We start from the raw sequence: 20,608 nt of genomic DNA on the forward strand, positions 1-20,608 counted from the left end.
AAATGAAAAAAGTAGTCACCATACTTCTATTACTAAACGTATTTTTTACAATCCAAGCTCAAGACAAAAAAGCCAAAGACTTGTTGGATGAAGTAACGACAAAAGTAAAGAGTTTTGAAAACATTACCATCGAATTCAAATACAGTTTAAGTAACACGAAAGAGAACGTTAATCAAGACAGCAAAGGAACTGTTGTTATGAAAGGCAATCAATACCACTTAAATTTTATGGGAGTTACTAAAATTTTTGATGGTAAAAAATCATACACCATTAATCCTGAAGATGAAGAAGTAACAATTTCAAAGGTTGATGCTTCAGATGAAAATGCTATTACCCCTTCTAAAATGCTTACCTTCTTTTCGACCGGTTATAAATATTCGATGAATATACTGCAAGACATTAAGGGTCGAAAAATACAATATATCAAATTGATTCCAATAAGCTCAAAAGACCAACGGAAAGAAATTTTATTAGGAATAGATACGCAAACAAAACACATCTATAATTTGATTGAAGTGGGTAAAAACGGAACAAAAACAACGTTAACTGTTAATTCTTTTAAAACCAATCTTCCATTGTCAAAAAATCAATTTACCTTTGACGAGAGTAAATACAAAAATTACTACATCAATAGAATTGATTAATTATTGAGGTGAAAATACTTGACCGCTACATTTTAACGTCATTCCTGAGTACATTTACATCTGTTTTTGTAATACTCTTTTTTATCTTTATTCTTCAAGGGATATGGCTCTTTATAGCGGAATTGGCCGGAAAAGATTTAGATTTTTTTTTGATAGTTAAATTTTTATTATTCTATTCACCTAAAGTCGTACCTTTAGTATTACCCCTATCTGTTTTATTGGCATCGATTATGACTTTTGGTAATTTTGCCGAAAATTATGAATTTGCTGCAATGAAATCTTCGGGAATTTCGCTAAAGCGAGCCATGCGGTCTTTGCAATATTTTATTGTTTTATTGAGTATCGTGGCGTTCTTTTTTGCTAACTCTATAATTCCCAAAGCCGAATACAAATTTGTGAATCTCCGAAAAAATATTTTACAACAAAAACCTTCGATGGCGATAGCTGAAGGGCAGTTTAGTAATGTTGGAAATTACACCATTAAAGTAGATAAGAAATCTGGTCCCGAAGGCAACTTTTTAGAAAAAGTAACCATTCACAAAGTGTCTAATTTAGGAACAGGAACTACAGTGGTAATTAAAGCCAAAACCGGCGAATTGATGAGTAGTGAAAAGTCTAACAATTTGCAACTCATTCTATATGATGGTAATTACTATGAGTCAATAGAACCGAAACGATTTGAAGATAAAAATAAGCAACCTTTTGCTAAAAGTTCCTTCAAAAAATACATTATCAATTTTGATTTAAGTCCGTTAGAAAAAGCTTCAGATAATCAAGAAAACATAACCAACACCAATACGATGCTTTCTGTAAATGAATTGCGATATACGTTAGATTCATTACAAACCAGCAAACAAAAAGATGTAAAATCATTTACAGACAATATTCATCAGCGTTTGAGTTTAGTGTCAATCAAACCTGATAACAAAATTGAAACCAAAGATAGTTTAGTTTCTGATGTATTGTCGTTGATGCCCACCCATCAGAAGGCCATTGTTTATGACATTGCCAGAAGTAATGTTCAAAATACCAAGTTTTCGATTGAAGGTTCTAAAATTGATATCGCATCAAAAATAAAAAATATCAACAATCATTGGTTGGCGTTGTATGACAAGTTTGTCATTGCTTATGCTTGTTTATTGATGTTTTTTATTGGAGCACCTTTAGGAGCCATAATCAGAAAAGGCGGACTGGGCTTGCCAATCGTTTTTGCGGTAATGATTTTTATTATATTTCATTTTATAAATGTATTTGGCAAAAAAATCGCACAAGAAGATGGTCTAACTCCTTTTTTAGGTGCTTGGCTTTCCTCCATTATATTAACGCCTTTGGGTTTATTACTTTTTTACAGAGCTACAAATGATATTGGCTTAATAAATATGGATGTTATTATGGATCCAATTCATAAATTTGTAAACAAACTATTTTCCAATTCCAAAAAAGACAAAAATGACACTTGAAAAAATACAACTTAATACCATTGAAGAAGCAATTGAAGACATCAGAAATGGAAAGGTAATTATAGTTGTGGATGATGAAGACCGAGAAAATGAAGGCGATTTTTTAGCTGCTGCTGAAAAAGTGACACCTGAAATGATTAATTTCATGGCAACACACGGACGCGGTTTGATCTGTGCACCACTTACCGAAAGGCGTTGTGTGGAATTGGACCTTCACACTATGGTTCGCAACAATACCGATCACATGGAAACAGCCTTTACCGTTTCTGTTGATTTAAAAGGTCATGGTGTAACAACAGGAATTTCAGCATCAGATAGAGCAAAAACAATTTTAGCTTTAGTTAATGAAGATACAAAGCCAAACGATTTAGCTCGTCCGGGACACATTTTTCCTTTAATTGCAAAGCAAGGTGGCGTTTTAAGAAGAACAGGCCACACAGAAGCTGCCATTGACTTTGCACGATTAGCTGGCTTCACTCCTGCCGGTGTTATTTGCGAGATTATGAATGATGATGGATCTATGTCGCGATTACCCGAATTGGTAAAAGTGGCCAAAAAATTTGATTTAAAGTTGGTGTCCATAGAAGATTTGGTAGCGTATAGAATGCAACACGACAGTTTAATTCAAAAGAAAGAAGATTTTGATATCGAAACTCGGTTTGGCACCTTTCGATTGCGTGCCTATTTACAAACTACAAACAAACAAGTACATTTAGCACTAACTAAAGGTAGCTGGAATAATGGTGAAGCGATTTTAACCCGAATCAATTCCAAACAAGTTAACAACGATATTTTAGAAACCTTAACCAACAATTCGGATAAGCGATTGGTGGCTATGTTTACCAGAATTAATGAAGAAGGTCGTGGAGCTATCGTTTTTATCAATCAAGAAATACCATCCATTGAATTGCTTAATCGCATCAGCGAATTGAAAGCATTACAAGAAGAAGGACAAATGAAAGCACCTCCAATTCGAATGGATACTAAAGATTTTGGAATTGGAGCTCAAATTTTACATGATATTGATATATCAAAAATCAGATTATTATCCAATTCAGAGCACACAAAACGTGTTGGAATGATTGGTTATGGATTGGAAATTACCGATTACGTTCCTTTTTAAAGTCTATTTTTGAATTGAAACTAACTGTAAGCTATAGAAAATGAAATGGTTAGTTTGTTTCACTTTAATTCATGAAATTTTAAATTAAAAAAGGTTTGCAGAAACCAAAATTCGTTCTATATTTGCACTCGCAATCACAAAATGGTTGTGACTTATTGGAGAAATGGCAGAGTGGTCGATTGCGGCAGTCTTGAAAACTGTTGACTGTAACAGGTCCGGGGGTTCGAATCCCTCTTTCTCCGCACACTTTCATTCAAAATGAATCAAAACCCTTTAAATTCAACATTTAAAGGGTTTTTTAGTTTTATTCAATCCTCAATCTATTCAAATTTATTCAAATAAAAGATGTACAATTCGGTGCACGTCGTTTGGAATGAACCACTTATGAATTATGAGGTTCAATGGATTGACATCTTTAATGAATTGACAAGTAGTGTAGATAAATTACAATAACACTTAGATTCAAACATTTATATAATTTCAAAATTAATTGAATCCTTATTTTAGAAAAAACATTTTTTGTCAACCCAATAGTGAAAAAATTTCATAACAATTTAACAATTATTTGTGATTTTGTTAATAACTTTTTAATGCTCTAGTTAAACAACATCAAATATTTAATAAAATTGTCAAATATTAATTGAAACAAAACCAAAAACCTTAAATTATTATTTGATTATGAGAAAAATTTTAGTTTTAGCTGCAGCATTAGTATTTGTTGTTAGCTGTTCCAAAGATGAAAACAAATTAGAAGATGATACCGTTGGTGTTCACTTTGCTGCTCACAGAGGTTGTGGATCTATGGAGGTATTAGAAGAACAACTACGAGCTGACCCTAGTTTAGCCGGCAGAATGCAACGCATTGAACAACTTACTGAAAGAGCCATTTCAGAGGGTAAATTAGTAAATGGAGTCATTGAAATTCCTGTACATGTTAACGTATTGTATAATACAGCAGCACAAAACATTTCAAATGCACAAATTCAATCACAGATTGATGTGTTAAATGAAGATTTTGCAGGTACTAACCCAGATTATAATTTAATCCCTGCCGATTTTAGTGGTGTAGCTTCCGGTGATATAAAAATCAAATTTATTTGGGATCCTACTACTGGAACATCCAGAAAATCTACCACTAAAAAGAATTGGAGAACTAATGATGACATGAAAAGATCAAATAAAGGCGGCTTAAACCCTACTGATTGTGCAAACAAATTCAATATTTGGGTTTGTGTTTTAGCTAACAACATATTGGGTTATGCTCAATTTCCCGGTGGAGCTTGTGCTACTGACGGTGTTGTAGTTCATACTAATGCTTTTGGTAGAGGAAATTATCCTTTATTTGCCTCGTTCAACAAAGGAAGAACTGCTACTCATGAAGTAGGTCACTGGGCTAATTTGAGACACATTTGGGGAGATGCAACTTGTGGCAACGATTTTGTAGCTGACACTCCTGTTCACAACACTTCAAATGGTGGATGTCCTAATCAGCCGCATTTTTCAACTTGTTCCGGTTCACCAAGAGAAATGACAATGAACTATATGGATTATACTAATGATGCTTGCATGTATATGTTTACAGCAGGACAAAAAAGCAGAATGTTAGCTGTTTTTGGTTCCGGTGGACCTAGATCTGCTTTTGCTCAACCCTAATAAATAATTTTATTTAAATTTAAAACTCGTTACTTAGTGACGAGTTTTTTTTATTTTTACTCAAATTATAATTTATGATTACTTCAAAAATAATTGCAAACGGAATCTTAAGAGCTTTATTTATTTTAGCTTTAATTTCAATAGTCTTGCTCTTCATTTATTCTATAAAAACAGTATTAATTTACTTAGTTATAGCCTTAATTTTTTCATTAGTTTGTAATCCCATAGTTGAATTTTTAATTAGAAGATTAAAATTCAAAAATTCTTTAGCTGTTCTTTTTACAATTGGATTAATGCTTTCTTTATTTTTACTTTTCATTTTAATGATTGTACCGCTCATTACTGAACAAGCCAGGAATCTATCGCTTTTAAATACACAAGAAATTCAATCAAAAGCAACACTTATTTTTATCGATTTGCAAAATTATTTTAACCAACAAGATTCTTTTATTTCAGACCAATTAAAAGACATAAACCTTTCCAGTTATGTTGATTTCAATTTTTTGACAGGTATTTTTAATAATTTTATATCTATGATTAGTGGTTTTTTAATGGGATTAGCAACAGTACTTTTTATTAGTTTTTTCTTTTTAAAAGACAAAGTTTCTTTCATTGCTGGATTTAAAAGTATTATTCCAGAATCACACGAAACTGAAACCTTAAATTCATTAAAAAAAATCTATGATTTGCTAAGCAGGTATTTTTCCGGTTTACTACTTCAGTTATTTATTGTTTTTGTGTTGTATTATATTGTTTTATTGATTTTCGGAATTAGTAACGCTTTTGTAATCGCATTCTTTTGTGCTATTTTAAACATCATTCCCTATATCGGTCCGTTAATAGGAAGTGTTTTAGCTGCAACATTAACCATGATTAGCAACATTGGAAGTGATTTTCAGACAGAAATTTTACCCAAAACTATTTATGTTTTAATTGGCTTTGTTATCGTTCAACTGATTGACAATAACTTAAACCAACCCTTAATTTTTTCAAAAAGCACTAAATCGCATCCGTTGGAAATATTTTTAGTCATACTTATTTCCGGTTTTATTTCCGGAATTGTAGGTATGATTGTTGCCGTTCCTGTTTACACCATTTTAAAAGTTATTGCAAAAGAATTTTTTCCTCAAAACAGTATTGTAAAAGCAATTACAAGAAAATTATAAATGATTGATGAATTACTACAACCTGAAATTCAAAATTTTATTTGTGAAAACACAGGTAAACTCATTTCAGATTTGGCATTGAAAAAAAATCCATTTCCAGAAGTGGATTATAAAGAGATTATCAATCAAATTGAAGCTAGAACAAAATCTAAAGAAAAATTACCCACTTGGTTTAACCAAAAAAATATAATTTATCCAAGCAAAATTTCCATTGAGCAAACTTCTTCTGAAAAAACCGCAAAATACAAATCACAACTAATAAACGGTGATTCAATAATCGATTTAACAGGAGGCTTTGGTGTTGATGTATATTACTTTTCATTACAAATAAAAAGGGTTATTCATTGTGAATGGAATGAAGCTTTATCAAAAATTGTAAAGCATAATTTTAATCAATTGAATAAAAGTTCAATTGCATGTTTCTCAGGCGATAGTGAAGAAATTTTAAAAAAAATAAATCAAAAAACAGATTGGATTTATATCGATCCGTCACGAAGAAGTGAAAAAAAAGGAAAGGTTTTTTTACTCAAAGATTGTTGTCCAAATGTACCGGAATTGCTTGATTTTTATTTTAATTATTCCGATAACCTACTTATAAAATCTTCTCCAATTTTAGATTTAACCGCCGGAATTGAAGAACTAAAAAATGTAAAAAGTATCCACATCGTTTCTGTAGAAAATGAAGTTAAAGAAATCCTTTGGATTATAGAAAAAAATTATCAGGACAGCATTCAAATAAAATGTGTCGATTTGGCTGATAATGAACAAGAACAATTTGAATTTTTATTGCCTTCAAATGCTTTATCCACGTATAGTCTGCCTTTAAACTATTTATATGAACCAAAAGCTGCACTAATGAAATCAGGTGGTTTTGATGAAATTTCAAAACAATATGGCATTCATAAATTACATAAAAATTCACAACTTTATACTTCAGACCAACTATTAGATTTTTTTGGTAGGATATTTGAAATAGAAAAAACATTCCTTTATTCAAAGGAAAACATGAAATCCTTTTTAGAAAATTCGAAAGCCAATATCACCATTCGAAATTTTCCATTAAGTGTAGAAGAAATAAGAAAAAAATGGAAAATAAAAGATGGTGGAACCTTGTATTGTTTTTTTACAACAACTGTAGATAACCATAAAATTGTTTTACTTTGCAACAAAATTAAATAAACGAATGAAAAGATTACTTATATTATTTTTTGTACTACTTACCACATTACTATCCGCTCAAAAGAATTGTGACTATGCTGTAAATGAAACAGACAGCACCGGAACTTATAAATCTGTTAAAGAACAACTTCTTTACGAACGCGTTTTTGGTTCTTCTGAAAACTACATCTTAGCTACTTTATCAAATTATAACGGAACTCCATATTTAAATTTTAAATTACTTCAAAAAAATTCTGAATTTATCAAAGCAACTTGTTTGAGTAAAAATTCTAAAATTTATCTTCAATTAGAAAATGGAAAAATAATTACGATGTTACATGAAGATAATGAAGTTTGTGGTAGTTTATTTAAAAATGATGAAGACAAAAAAAATGTTCGTCTCCTTGAAGGAAACTTTTATTTTTTAAAGAATTCCATTGACGATTTGAAAAAGTATCCCATTTCAATGATGAGAGTAGTTTATGGAACCGAAACAGTTGATTATGTTATCAAAAAAGAATTAAATTCTGAATTATTAAAGCAATTTTTCAGACCGGAAAGTTTTTTTATGAATTACTTACATTGCATAGAAAACTAATCGCAATTCCATTTAAAATTAGAAAGATTGTCTAACGTATCTTGTTTTAGATTATAATGCCACCATTCTGATTTTATCGGATTAAAACCATTATTTTGAAGCACTGTTTTAAGTAAAATTCTATTCTCTAAAACTTCTTTTGACAGATTTTGATAAGCATGAGCTGCCTCTACTCCAAAAAAATCAAAGGTTGTTCCCATATCAAGTTCGTTTCCATTTCTATCAATCAAAGTTAAATCAACAGCACATCCCCTATTATGTATGGAACCTTTTTTGGGATCAGCCACATAAGTAGGGTTCGGCACAATATCAAACATTATTTTTTGAACATCTGTTGGACGATAACAATCAAACAATTTGATTTTATAACCTAACTTAAGAAATTCTTGATTTGCATTCAGCAGTGCTTTCACAGTTTTGTATCTCAAATAACATTTCTCACAATCGTACACCTTTGTATTCATAAAGTTATTTGTTGTGGCATATCGCATATCGAGTACAAAATCAGACGAGTACTCTTCAATATTCACAAATGTTGTATCATGTGGTGTTGTATTATACCCATGAATGCGTTGTGAAAAAAGATTGCTTACAATAAGAATAAAAAAAAAGGTAAGGATATCTTTCATAAGAAACAATTTATGTCTAAAGATAAACTATTCAAAAAACTCTGACCAGAATTCATGAATTAATTTTTTATGAGCCGCATAAAATAAAACAGCTTTTTCTCTACTTCTAAAGGCTAAAAATTGTGGAAAAACACCTTGACCAATATAAGGTTTTACTTCTCCGTCAATTAACTCGGGTAATAAAACATAATTAGGCAAACTTTTATGCCAACCACTTCTGAATGATTGTAAAAGCTGAGATAATTGTGCCTTTGCTAAAGCAGATCTTGCTTGACTTTCGGTAGCAAAAACATTTCTGTTCTCTTCGTTAGTAGGTCTATTGTCATAAACTTCAACTTTAGAAAAACTATCGATATAATGACCACTAATGGTATTTAAGTCTAACCAATCTTCGGCCAATAAAGGATTTTCCTTAAGATAGTTTTTCAATGCAGTAACCTCTTCTAAATTTTTCTTTTGAAGAAGCTCTAAAGCATTTAAACGGTTAATTATATTTAATTTTTCCTCAGGTGTCATACTTACAACCTTTCAATAAAATTAATTGTAGCAATTTGGGGACTACTAAATTTTTAAAAAGTGTACTAAATTATACTATTTATTGAAACAAATAGAAAACTTTAATTAAAAAGCACAGAAAATCGATGAATGACTATATTAAACAAAAAAAGCCTCGTAAAACGAAGCTTTTAAAGTGACCCAGTCAGGATTCGAACCTGAGACCTACTGCTTAGAAGGCAGTTGCTCTATCCAGCTGAGCTACTGGGCCATTTGTCGGGGTGGCAGGATTCGAACCTGCGGCCTCCTGCTCCCAAAGCAGGCGCGATAACCGGGCTACGCTACACCCCGAAAAAAGCGGAGAGACAGGGACTCGAACCCTGGCGACAGTTACCCGTCGACAGATTAGCAATCTGCTCCGTTACCACTCCGGCACCTCTCCTAAATTCTATAAGAACTCAACTTTTTTGCGGTTGCAAATGTAACGTTTCATTCTATACTTTACAAGAATTTTTACTTGTTTTTTTAAAGTTTTATTTAATTATACTTTAATTGTCTTTAAGTCAGATTTCTATGAAAATTTAAATTTAATAGTTTTTACAAATTTTATAATCAAATTGTTCCATCCTTAAATTAAGTAAACAAAATGCAAAAAAATAGTCTAAAAATAATTAATTTCGCAATCTAAACAGACAACATAACAAATAACAATATGAAAGTAGTAATTGTATCAGCCGCAAGAACTCCAATTGGAAGTTTCATGGGAAGTTTATCCACTGTATCAGCACCACAATTAGGGGCTATTGCCATCAAAGGTGCCTTAGACAAAATCAATCTAGACCCTAAATTAGTTGATGAGGTTTTAATGGGTAATGTGATTCAAGCAGGAGTTGGACAAGCACCCGCAAGACAAGCAGCTATATTGGCAGGTTTACCAAATACAGTTGCATGTACTACAATTAATAAAGTTTGTGCTTCAGGGATGAAAGCTGTAATGATGGGTGCTCAAGCCATAAAAAGCGGTGATGCAGAAATTATTGTTGCCGGAGGTATGGAAAACATGAGTTTGATACCTCATTATGTTCATTTAAGAAATGGATATAAATTTGGTCCCACCTCCTTAATTGACGGAATGCAAAAAGATGGTTTGACGGATGCCTACGACAATAACGCCATGGGTGTTTGTGCCGATTTATGTGCCACTGAATACAAAATATCTAGAGAAGAACAAGATGCCTTCGCCATTCAGTCGTATGAACGTTCAGCAAAGGCATGGAGTGAAGGTAAATTCTCAAACGAAGTAGTTCCGGTTGCCGTTCCACAACGAAGAGGAGAACCAATTATGGTTACTACAGATGAAGAATTTACGAATGTAAAATTAGATAAAATCCCAAGTTTAAATCCAGTTTTCACCAAAGACGGTAGCGTTACTGCCGCAAATGCTTCAACAATTAATGACGGTGCCGGTGCTGTTGTATTGATGAGTGAAGAAAAAGCAAAAGCATTAGGACTGAAGCCATTGGCTTATATTTCAGGTTATGCAGATGCTGCTCAAGAACCAAAATGGTTTACTACAGCTCCTGCAAAAGCGTTACCAAAAGCATTAGATAATGCTAAATTATCTATCAATGAAATTGATTATTTTGAGTTTAATGAAGCCTTTGCTGTAGTTGGATTAGCGAATGCTAAAATTTTAGGTCTTTCTACTGATACAATCAACGTTAATGGTGGTGCTGTTTCTTTAGGCCATCCACTTGGTTGTTCCGGAGTAAGAATCATCATAACCTTGCTAAATGTTTTAGACCAAAACAATGGTAAATATGGAGCTGCTGCTATTTGTAATGGTGGTGGTGGTGCTTCTGCAATAGTTATTGAAAAAATCTAACTAAATTTGTAGAAAATCGTTAATGTACGGAATTTGTAATTTAGCCATTGTTCCCATACGAATTGAACCTAATGACAGAAGTGAATTAGTTTCACAACTTTTGTTTGGTGACCATTTTGAAATTATTGAAACGAATAAACAATGGTACAAAATCAAGGCTTATTTTGACTCCTATGAAGGTTGGATTGACCAAAAACAATGTCAAGTAATTACAGAATTTGAGTATGAAGAACTTTCAAACAATGACCAAATTTTGTCAGCTGATTTGATTGAGTTTATATCTAATTCTGATGATTTGTTATTACCAATTCCTTTAGGATCTTCTTTATCTTTTTTGAGTATTGAAAGTATAAACAAAAAAAGTTTTGCTTTTGAAGGAATGAAAGTTATTGGAATTAAACCTAAATCAGAATTAATAAAAACAGCATTTTTATATTTGAATGCTCCCTACTTATGGGGAGGCAAAACACCTTTCGGTATTGACTGTTCGGGTTTTACTCAAATGGTATATAAGCTAAACGGATATAAATTATCAAGAGATGCTTCACAACAAGCTTCACAGGGAGAACCTTTAAGTTTTATTGAAGAAAGTGAGCCAGGTGATTTAGCCTTTTTTGATAACGAAGAAGGAAAAATTATTCACGTTGGCATGATTATGAATGACAATTACATTATTCACGCTAGTGGTAAAGTAAGAATTGACAGGCTAGATCATTTGGGCATTTACAATGCTGAATTGAATAAGCACACTCATAAACTGAGAGTTATTAAAAAAATTATATAAAAAATCCCGATTAAAAATAATCGGGATTTTTTGCATTTTTATCTTTTTATTAATCCATTGTTGCTTTGAGTGCTTTGTATTTATCTGTCATATCTAAAGTAGAATACAAATTCATCAGAGTTTGTTTCGTTTCAGAATCTTTAGGATCTAATTCGATTACTTTTTCTAACAAAGGCATAACTGAAACAAATAATTTTTCACGTTCTTTCTTAATTTCATCATAACGTTTGTTGTCTTTAGCTGAAATTCCTAGTTTATTCATTTCTTCAACCATTTTAGTATCTGCATCCAATTTCAAAATAGCCAAATTTTTATAAGCATTTTTATAATTCTTATTTATCTCAATAACTTGAAGATAATATTTTTCAGCTTCTTCATTATTTCCGGCTTTTGAGGATACAACTCCTAAATTATATAATAAATCAGGATCATTTGGGTTTTTACTCAACACTTCTTCAACAATCTTCTTGTAGGAAACAAAATCACCTTCATCTAAATACAAATTAGATTCAGCAATTGCTAGTGAAGTATCATCAGGATTCGATTTTCTAGCCTCTACTAAAGCAGCTTTTGCCTTTGCAACTTCTCCTTTTTGAACTAATATTAATGCGTAATTTCTATAAATCTCACCTCTTTTTGATGTCGTTTTTTGTTGTCTTGGCTTGTGATGAGTTCCTGCTTTTACGAACAAATCTCGTTCCGCTTTTGATCTATATTCTGATTCTTCATCAGTTGCTTTTTCAGTAGCAAAATATTGAATCGCAATTCCAGAGAAGTTCAGTCTTTTTAATTCATCATAATACTTTAACGCAGTATCATAATCACCATCATTAACAGCTCCATTTGCTGCATAATATAAATAGAGTGTATCCTGTTTATTTATGTTATAAGCTTCATATAACTTTACTGTTCCATTTTTAAAACGCTTGGCGTTATTGTCCTTAATGGCTTCATCAACTAATTCTGCTTGTAAGGCTGTCAAGGCTTCTTTTGCCGGAGCACTAAACTTTTGCTTAGAACCTTTTTTTTCAATTTCTATTACTTCCTGATAAGACTTCGATGCTTGTACAAGCTTTTCACCTTTGTCAGAAGTTCTCTTAGAGAAAAACATCATTGCATTCCCTTTTAAGAAATAGAATTGAGATTTTTCAGCATCAGTCGCATTAGCCAATACATTTTCTGCATTAGCTAAAGATGTCTTAATCATTTGGTCGTCAGTTGATTTCAATGCTTTTTCAAGAGCTTTGAGTTCATCTTTCTGAGCAAATGTGCTCATGGTAATCACTGAAATAGCCAGAGCGATTGCATATTTGCTTTTCATTTTAATTTAAATTTAAATTTAGTTACTATTATTCTTGGGTTTCATTGTTTTCATCTGATTGATCTGCGTCATTAGTGTCTTCTGAATCTTCTACATTTTTAATTTCTTCACTTACATCTTCAAAATCTACTTCTTCTGCTTGTTCTTCACGCATTACTTTTGTTACTGCTGCAATGGAATCATTACCTTTAATGTTGATCAATCGAACACCTTGTGTAGCTCTTCCCATTACTCGTAAATCGGAAACTTCCATTCTGATTGTTAATCCTGACTTATTAATAATCATTAAATCATCAGCATCAGTCACACTGTTAATGGAAACTAATCTTCCTGTTTTATCAGTAATATTAAGTGTTTTAACTCCTTTTCCTCCTCGATTTGTAATACGATAATCTTCTAATGAGGAGCGTTTTCCATAACCTTTTTCCGAAACAACTAATATTTCACTGCTCATGTCATTTACAGAAACCATGCCAATCACTTCATCTTTATCATCGGCTAAAGTGATACCACGAACTCCAGAAGCACCTCTTCCCATCGGACGCGTTTTGCTTTCTTCAAAACGAACTAACTTACCTGATTTAACCGCAACTAATATTTGACTGTTTCCATTGGTTAATTTTGCTTCTAATAATTCATCATCTTCACGAATAGTTATGGCTGCAATTCCGTTAACTCTCGGACGCGAATATTGTTCTAACAACGTCTTTTTAACTTGACCTTGTTTTGTTGCCATAATCACATAATGACTATTGATATACTCTTCATTTTTCAAATCTTGTGTGCAAATGAACGCTTTTACTTTATCATCATTTTCAATATTGATTAAGTTCTGAATTGCTCTTCCTTTAGAAGCTTTACTTCCTTCCGGAATTTCGTAAACACGCATCCAAAAACATTTTCCTTTTTGAGTAAAGAATAACATGTATTGGTGATTTGTTGCCACAAATAAATGTTCTAAGAAATCTTGATCTCTTGTTCCTGCACTTTTTTGTCCAACTCCTCCTCTATTCTGTGTTTTGTATTCAGATAAGTTTGTACGTTTAATATATCCGGCATGTGAAATGGTAATTACGACATTTTCATCGGCAATTAAATCTTCGATACTTACATCACCACCGGCATATTCAATTACAGAACGTCTTTCATCACCATATTTATCACGAATTTCAACCAATTCATCTTTAATCACTTGCATTCTCAAGTCTTTATTAGCTAATAATTCTCTTAAATGAGTGATTAATTTCATGATGTCTTCGTATTCAGCACGTAATTTATCTTGCTCAAGACCAGTAAGTTGACGCAAACGCATTTCAACAATAGCTCGAGCTTGAATTTCGCTTAACGAGAAACGTTCTATTAATTTTGTACGAGCTTCATCACCATCTTTTGAACCTCTAATCAATGCAATTACTTCATCAATATTATCAGAAGCGATGATTAAACCTTCTAAAATGTGAGCTCTTTCTTCTGCTTTACGCAAATCGAATTTTGCTCTTCGAACAACTACTTCATGACGGTGTTCAACAAAATAATGAATCAATTCTTTCAGATTCAACATTTGTGGGCGACCATTTACTAAAGCAATGTTGTTTACACTAAACGAAGATTGTAATTGAGTAAATTTATATAACGTATTCAAAACCACATTTGGAACTGCATCACGTTTTAATTCGTAAACAATTCGCATTCCGTTTCTATCCGATTCATCACGGATATTTGAAATACCTTCAATTTTTTTATCATTGACTAAATCGGCCGTTTTCTTAATCATATCAGCTTTATTTACCTGATATGGAATTTCGGTTACAATAATAGCTTCTTTGCCATTACTTTCTTCAAAAGCTATCTTAGCACGCATCACGATACGACCACGACCTGTTTTGAATGCTTCGCGAACACCTTCATAACCATAAATGATTCCACCTGTTGGAAAATCGGGTGCTTTGATGTGATTCATCAACTCATCAATTTCAATTTCAGTGTTATCAATATAAGCCAATGTTCCATTAACTACTTCGGTTAAATTGTGAGGTGGCATATTTGTTGCCATACCAACTGCAATACCTGAAGCTCCATTAATCAATAGATTCGGAACTTTTGTTGGCATTACTTTTGGTTCATATAACGTATCATCAAAGTTTAATTGAAAATCAACGGTTTCTTTTTCGATATCAGCCATAATTTCTTCCGAAATCTTCTGCATTCTGGCTTCGGTATAACGCATTGCTGCAGGACTATCTCCATCAACCGATCCAAAGTTACCTTGACCATCAACCAATAAATAACGTAAACTCCACTCTTGAGCCATACGAACCATTGCATCATAAACAGATGTATCGCCGTGTGGGTGGTACTTTCCTAAAACTTCTCCGACAATTCTGGCGGACTTCTTGTGAGCTCTATTCGAAAAAACTCCTAAATCATACATTCCGTAAAGAACTCTACGGTGTACAGGTTTTAAACCATCTCTAACATCAGGCAAAGCACGTGACACAATTACAGACATCGAATAATCGATGTATGCTGATTTCATTTCGTCTTCGATGTTTATAGGAATCAACTTTTCTCCTTCAGACATAAGTATTTATATTTTAAAAATTATATTTTAACAAAACGTGCTAATATAGGGAATTTCAACATTTTTTAAGGTAAAAAATCAAACAAATTTCAAAGATTTATTAACAAAAAGACCACGGTTTTTGGTTGATAAGTATATGGTACATTACCTTTTATTTTTAAAATATTTTTTGTCAATTTACTGTCAGTAGATTAGTCAAGGAATGATTTTTGATTATTTTAATCATATTTACTAAATTTACCTATAAAAAACAATTGCTATGGACGATAATTTTTCACCAAGAGTCAAAGATGTAATTAGTTACAGTAAGGAAGAAGCCCTTCGTTTGGGTCACGACTTTATTGGAACTGAACATCTGATGTTAGGTATTTTGAGAGATGGAAATGGAAAAGCGATAAATATTTTAAACAATTTAGACATAGATTTAGAACATCTTCGAAGAAAAGTTGAAATTTTGAGTCCGCCAAATCCTATTGCTGAAATTGGCAATGAAAAGAAAAACCTGCATTTAACTCGTCAAGCGGAAAGGGCTTTAAAAACCACGTTTCTTGAAGCCAAAGTTTTCCAGAGTTCATCTATTAGTACGGCACATCTTTTGCTTTGTATATTGAGGAACGAAAACGATCCGACAACAAAATTACTTAACAAGCTAAAAATCGATTACGATATAGCTAAAGAACAATATTTGAATATGATACCAAATAACAATGAAGAAGATTTTAACGAAAATTTTCCAAAAGCAGAATCATTTAATGATGACTCCGGACAAGATGACAGTTTGAAAGAAGGCAACTTTAATAATCCCGGAAGTAAAACCAATAAAAAATCCAAAACGCCTGTTTTAGATAATTTTGGTCGTGATTTAACCGAGTTAGCCGAAGAAGGAAAACTTGATCCGGTTGTGGGTCGTGAAAAAGAAATTGAACGTGTTTCACAAATTTTAAGCCGAAGAAAGAAAAATAATCCGCTTTTAATTGGTGAACCCGGTGTTGGTAAATCTGCCATTGCCGAAGGTTTAGCGTTGCGAATCATACAAAAGAAAGTATCCCGAATTTTATTCAACAAACGAGTAGTTACGCTTGATTTGGCGAGTTTAGTTGCCGGAACAAAATACCGCGGACAGTTTGAAGAAAGAATGAAAGCGGTAATGAATGAATTGGAAAAAAACGATGACATTATTTTGTTTATCGATGAAATTCATACCATCGTTGGTGCCGGTGGTGCAACAGGTTCTTTGGATGCGTCCAACATGTTTAAACCTGCTTTAGCCAGAGGCGAAATTCAATGTATTGGTGCTACAACGTTAGATGAATACCGTCAATATATTGAAAAAGACGGTGCTTTGGAAAGACGTTTTCAAAAAGTGATTGTTGAACCTACAACTATTGAAGAAACAATTACAATCTTGAATAATATCAAAGGTAAGTATGAAGATCATCACAGTGTCACCTATACACCTGAAGCGATTGATGCATGTGTGAAATTGACCAGTCGTTATATGTCTGATCGATTCTTACCGGACAAAGCGATTGATGCGTTAGACGAAGCCGGTTCGCGTGTCCACATCACCAACATCGAAGTTCCGAAACAAATTTTGGAACTGGAAAAACAATTGGAAGATGTTCGTGAATTGAAAAATACGGTCGTTAAAAAACAAAAATACGAGGAAGCTGCTAAATTGCGTGATGATGAAAAACGCATCGAAAAAGATTTAGCTATCGCACAAGAACAATGGGAAATTGATTCTAAAAATAATAGAATAACCGTTACCGAAGACAATGTTGCCGATGTTGTTTCGATGATGACAGGAATTCCTGTGAACAGAATTGCTCAAACTGAAAGTAATAAATTGGCTCATCTACCGGAATTAATCAGAGGAAAAGTAATTGGTCAAGACGAAGCAGTGATGAAAATTGCTCGTTCGATTCAACGTAATCGAGCCGGATTAAAAGATCCGAATCGTCCGATTGGGTCGTTTATTTTCTTAGGTCAAACCGGAGTTGGAAAAACGCAATTAGCAAAAGTTTTAGCTAAAGAATTATTCGATTCTGAAGATGCTTTAGTTCGTATTGATATGAGCGAGTATATGGAGAAATTCGCAATTTCCAGATTAGTCGGAGCACCTCCGGGATATGTGGGTTACGAAGAAGGTGGTCAATTAACCGAAAAAGTGCGTCGCAAACCGTATTGTGTTGTTCTATTAGATGAAATTGAAAAAGCTCATCCGGATGTTTTCAATATGATGCTGCAAGTGTTGGATGATGGTTATTTAACGGATAGTTTAGGTCGAAAAATCGATTTTAGAAATACCATTATCATTATGACTTCCAATGTGGGAGCACGTCAATTGAAAGATTTTGGTCAAGGTGTTGGTTTCGGAACTGCCGCAAAAGTTTCGCAAGCAGATGATCATTCGAAAAGTGTGATTGAAAATGCGTTAAAGAAAACTTTCGCTCCTGAATTTTTGAATCGTATTGATGATGTGATTGTGTTTAATGCTTTAGAAAAAGAACACATCGATTTAATCATCGAAATCGAATTGAAAAAATTATATGCTCGAATTAAAGATTTAGGTTATACGTTGAATTTATCAGATAAAGCTAAAGCATTTATTGCTGATAAAGGTTTTGATAAACAATTTGGAGCCAGACCATTAAAAAGAGCCATTCAAAAATATGTTGAAGATTCTTTAGCCGAAGAAATTATCACTTCTAAAATTGGAGAAGGTGACGAAATCTTTATGGACATTGAAGATGATGCTCAAGAATTGAATGTAAAAGTTCAAAAAGCAGAAAAACCAACGAGTTAAATAGAACTAAATTGTAAGCCACGAATTCACGAATTAAAGTAAAACTATTTGTGAATTCGTGGCTTTTTTATACAATCAATCAAAAAATGTTAGACAACAAATTAATTTTAGGTAGTGAAGAATGGTGTTCTTTCCCAGAATTAGGAATTCCAACTATCAAAGCCCGAGTAGATTCCGGAGCCAAAACCTCTGCCCTACACGCCATCAACATCAGTCCATTTATCAAAGAAGGGGAACATTGGGTAAAATTTGATATTAATCCGATTCAGAATAATGTCAAAACCATCATTCACTGCCAAGCTCCTTTAATTGACAAACGAGTAGTAAAAAGTTCAAGCGGATTTCGTGAGCAACGTTTTGTAATTCAAACGCAATTGCAATTGGGAGAATCCAATTGGACGATTGAAATGACGTTGACTAATCGAGATTCAATGGGATTCCGAATGTTGTTAGGTCGCGAAGCGATGAGCGGACGAGCGATGGTTGATCCGGAAAAGAAATATTTGTTAGGAGATAATTCAACCGATAAATTAAAAGACTTATATCCGGATGTTTTAAAAGAGCGTTCAGGTTTAAAAATCGGACTTTTAGCCAGCAATCCTGAACTTTACAGCAACAAACGAATTATGGAAGCCGGTGAACGCCGTGGTCACGAAATGCAATTTTTAAACATCAAAGAATGTTATATGAAATTGGATGCCGACACGCCTGAAATTCATTACCGTGGTGGAAAAGTTTTGAATGAATTGGATGCTGTCATTCCGCGAATTCGTCCGAATATTACCTTTTATGGTTGTGCGTTAACTCGTCAATTTGAAGCGTTAAAGATTTTTTGTCTAAATTCTTCTTCAGCAATTACGCAGTCGCGAGATAAATTATATTCGTTGCAATTGCTTTTGAATAACGGAATTGACATCCCAACCACTGGATTTGCCAATTCACCCTTAGATACCGATGATTTAATAAAAATGGTTGGCGGAACACCTTTAATTGTCAAACTTTTAGAAGGAACGCAAGGAAAAGGAGTTGTTTTGGCCGAAACTAAAAAAGCAGCTGAAAGTGTTATTAACGCTTTTAAAAGTTTGAATGCTAATATTTTAGTTCAAGAATTCATCAAAGAAGCCAACGGAAAAGATTTGCGTTTATTTGTGATTGACGGAAAAGTAGTAGCAACCATTCAACGAGAAGCATTGGCAGGAGAATTTAGAGCGAACATTCATTTAGGTGGAACAGCTTCGGTTATCAAACCAACTCGTGAAGAAAAAATCATTGCCGTAAAAGCGGCTAAAGCGATGGGATTAAAAGTAGCCGGAGTTGATATTATTCGATCAAGTAAAGGACCGCTTTTGTTGGAAGTAAATTCATCTCCCGGTTTAGAAGGAATTGAAGGAGCAACTAACAAAGATATTGCAGGAGAAATGATTAAGGCGATTGAGAAGAATTTTAAGGTGAAATAGTAACTTGTATTATTCGATAACTTTTAAAATATCGGCTTTTAAAACATATTAATTAGTCCTAAGAAAGTTTTCTTTGAACGCATAAAAAATAAAAATAATATGAATAGAATATTTTTTTACTTAATACTATTATTTGCAAATATAACTTTTGCTCAAAAAAATTATAAAATTGGAAATATTTCTTGGACATACGAAATACCCAAAAATTATTTTTATCAAACTGATAATTTTTCACAAATTACAACTACAGGAGAAAAATTTCTTGAAAATGATACGAATTTAAACTTAGATCCCGAGGAAGATATTCTTTTCGCTATTGCTAAAGAAAAAGATTCTAACTTTAATATCATAATGTCAAGCTATTTATCTGGTAATAACATAAAAAAATTTGGGATAAATGAATACATAAATAAGCTTATAGAATTATTTGAAGAAAAATATAAAGAACTAGAAACTCCAATTAATATTAGCAAAGAGGAAATTGAAATTGACGGAAAAGTTTTTTATAAAATCAAAAATATTATTTCAGACCCTCAAAAAAAATACACAACATTTTTACTTATTGGAGAAATCTCAAATAAAGAATTGCAAATTTTATATGTAATTGATAACGAAGTTGACGAAAAATTAATAACCGAATCAATACTTAAATCAAAGTTTAAATAAAAAATTAAAAATAATCAACAAAGTTCTTTCTGCTTGTAAAAAATTAATATTTTAAAAAGTTAATATATGATGAATGTCACTGATTAAATAACAAGTAAATATATTGTTATAATGCTTTAAAATTTTTTTATTAGCTAAACATATGAGCTTATCAAATTCATTTGGAGAATTGTCAAAAG

16 protein-coding genes and 4 tRNA genes are annotated in these 20,608 nt (G+C 32.5%); 13 read left to right on the forward strand and 7 right to left on the reverse strand.

Going from position 1 to position 20,608, the window contains the following annotated elements; genetic code table 11:
* The first annotated feature begins 2 nt into the window (after nucleotides 1-2).
* From lolA1 to IEV15_RS07035, 8 genes are all read left to right on the forward strand, one after another.
* Nucleotides 3-644, forward strand: a complete 642-nt coding sequence (gene lolA1, locus IEV15_RS07000) for an outer membrane lipoprotein periplasmic chaperone LolA1 (RefSeq protein ID WP_188361802.1) — start codon at nucleotides 3-5, stop codon at nucleotides 642-644.
* Nucleotides 645-652: 8 nt separating this feature from the next.
* On the forward strand, nucleotides 653-2,104 hold the full coding sequence (locus IEV15_RS07005) for an LptF/LptG family permease (protein ID WP_188361803.1): 1,452 nt from the start codon (nucleotides 653-655) through the stop codon (nucleotides 2,102-2,104).
* Complete coding sequence (gene ribB, locus IEV15_RS07010) at nucleotides 2,094-3,227, forward strand: 3,4-dihydroxy-2-butanone-4-phosphate synthase (RefSeq protein WP_188361804.1); 1,134 nt, start codon at nucleotides 2,094-2,096, stop codon at nucleotides 3,225-3,227. Before IEV15_RS07005 ends, ribB begins: the two co-directional genes overlap by 11 nt.
* 157 nt (nucleotides 3,228-3,384) lie before the next feature.
* Nucleotides 3,385-3,469, forward strand: a tRNA-Ser gene (locus IEV15_RS07015).
* Nucleotides 3,470-3,905: 436 nt separating this feature from the next.
* Nucleotides 3,906-4,880, forward strand: a complete 975-nt coding sequence (locus tag IEV15_RS07020) for a zinc metalloprotease (protein WP_188361805.1) — start codon at nucleotides 3,906-3,908, stop codon at nucleotides 4,878-4,880.
* A 74-nt stretch (nucleotides 4,881-4,954) separates the two neighbouring features.
* Nucleotides 4,955-6,046, forward strand: a complete 1,092-nt coding sequence (locus tag IEV15_RS07025; RefSeq protein ID WP_188361806.1) for an AI-2E family transporter — start codon at nucleotides 4,955-4,957, stop codon at nucleotides 6,044-6,046.
* Nucleotides 6,047-7,225: a THUMP-like domain-containing protein gene (locus tag IEV15_RS07030; protein ID WP_188361807.1), complete on the forward strand. Its 1,179-nt coding sequence runs from the start codon at nucleotides 6,047-6,049 to the stop codon at nucleotides 7,223-7,225.
* A 4-nt stretch (nucleotides 7,226-7,229) separates the two neighbouring features.
* Nucleotides 7,230-7,802, forward strand: a complete 573-nt coding sequence (locus IEV15_RS07035; RefSeq protein ID WP_188361808.1) for a hypothetical protein — start codon at nucleotides 7,230-7,232, stop codon at nucleotides 7,800-7,802.
* On the opposite strand, the gene IEV15_RS07040 is transcribed toward IEV15_RS07035, so the two are convergent.
* The 5 genes from IEV15_RS07040 to IEV15_RS07060 all read right to left on the reverse strand — a co-directional run bounded on the left by IEV15_RS07040 (nucleotide 7,799) and on the right by IEV15_RS07060 (nucleotide 9,368).
* On the reverse strand, nucleotides 7,799-8,431 hold the full coding sequence (locus IEV15_RS07040) for a M15 family metallopeptidase (protein WP_188361809.1): 633 nt from the start codon (nucleotides 8,429-8,431) through the stop codon (nucleotides 7,799-7,801). The two genes, IEV15_RS07035 and IEV15_RS07040, sit on opposite strands and share 4 nt — an antisense overlap.
* A gap of 27 nt (nucleotides 8,432-8,458) precedes the next feature.
* Complete coding sequence (locus IEV15_RS07045) at nucleotides 8,459-8,947, reverse strand: hypothetical protein (protein WP_188361810.1); 489 nt, start codon at nucleotides 8,945-8,947, stop codon at nucleotides 8,459-8,461.
* 176 nt (nucleotides 8,948-9,123) lie between these two features.
* Nucleotides 9,124-9,197 (reverse strand) — tRNA-Arg (locus IEV15_RS07050).
* A gap of 5 nt (nucleotides 9,198-9,202) precedes the next feature.
* A tRNA-Pro gene (locus tag IEV15_RS07055) sits at nucleotides 9,203-9,277 on the reverse strand.
* 7 nt (nucleotides 9,278-9,284) lie between these two features.
* Nucleotides 9,285-9,368 (reverse strand) — tRNA-Ser (locus tag IEV15_RS07060).
* A gap of 270 nt (nucleotides 9,369-9,638) precedes the next feature.
* Between IEV15_RS07060 and IEV15_RS07065 the strand changes: the two genes are divergently transcribed.
* Together IEV15_RS07065 and IEV15_RS07070 are read left to right on the forward strand one after the other, a co-directional pair.
* The gene (locus tag IEV15_RS07065; RefSeq protein ID WP_188361811.1) at nucleotides 9,639-10,811 is read left to right on the forward strand and encodes an acetyl-CoA C-acyltransferase; all 1,173 of its coding nucleotides are present in this window, start codon (nucleotides 9,639-9,641) and stop codon (nucleotides 10,809-10,811) included.
* A gap of 22 nt (nucleotides 10,812-10,833) precedes the next feature.
* Nucleotides 10,834-11,595, forward strand: a complete 762-nt coding sequence (locus tag IEV15_RS07070) for a C40 family peptidase (protein ID WP_188361812.1) — start codon at nucleotides 10,834-10,836, stop codon at nucleotides 11,593-11,595.
* 49 nt (nucleotides 11,596-11,644) lie between these two features.
* Here IEV15_RS07070 and IEV15_RS07075 read toward each other — a convergent pair whose 3' ends face one another.
* Both IEV15_RS07075 and gyrA read right to left on the reverse strand, forming a co-directional pair.
* Nucleotides 11,645-12,916, reverse strand: a complete 1,272-nt coding sequence (locus IEV15_RS07075; RefSeq protein WP_188361813.1) for a tetratricopeptide repeat protein — start codon at nucleotides 12,914-12,916, stop codon at nucleotides 11,645-11,647.
* 28 nt (nucleotides 12,917-12,944) lie between these two features.
* Entirely contained in the window at nucleotides 12,945-15,497 is a 2,553-nt protein-coding gene (gyrA, locus tag IEV15_RS07080; RefSeq protein ID WP_188361814.1) for a DNA gyrase subunit A, read from the reverse strand.
* 259 nt (nucleotides 15,498-15,756) lie between these two features.
* On the opposite strand from gyrA, the gene IEV15_RS07085 reads away from it, so the two are divergent.
* The 3 genes from IEV15_RS07085 to IEV15_RS07095 all read left to right on the forward strand — a co-directional run bounded on the left by IEV15_RS07085 (nucleotide 15,757) and on the right by IEV15_RS07095 (nucleotide 20,429).
* Nucleotides 15,757-18,306: an ATP-dependent Clp protease ATP-binding subunit gene (locus tag IEV15_RS07085; protein WP_188361815.1), complete on the forward strand. Its 2,550-nt coding sequence runs from the start codon at nucleotides 15,757-15,759 to the stop codon at nucleotides 18,304-18,306.
* Between the two features lie 86 nt (nucleotides 18,307-18,392).
* On the forward strand, nucleotides 18,393-19,763 hold the full coding sequence (gene rimK, locus IEV15_RS07090) for a 30S ribosomal protein S6--L-glutamate ligase (protein ID WP_188361816.1): 1,371 nt from the start codon (nucleotides 18,393-18,395) through the stop codon (nucleotides 19,761-19,763).
* A 99-nt stretch (nucleotides 19,764-19,862) separates the two neighbouring features.
* The gene (locus IEV15_RS07095; RefSeq protein WP_188361817.1) at nucleotides 19,863-20,429 is read left to right on the forward strand and encodes a hypothetical protein; all 567 of its coding nucleotides are present in this window, start codon (nucleotides 19,863-19,865) and stop codon (nucleotides 20,427-20,429) included.
* Nucleotides 20,430-20,608 lie beyond the last annotated feature (179 nt).

This window comes from Flavobacterium orientale (genome assembly GCF_014638005.1).
In the GTDB taxonomy this organism is placed as follows: Bacteria; Bacteroidota; Bacteroidia; order Flavobacteriales; family Flavobacteriaceae; genus Flavobacterium; species Flavobacterium orientale.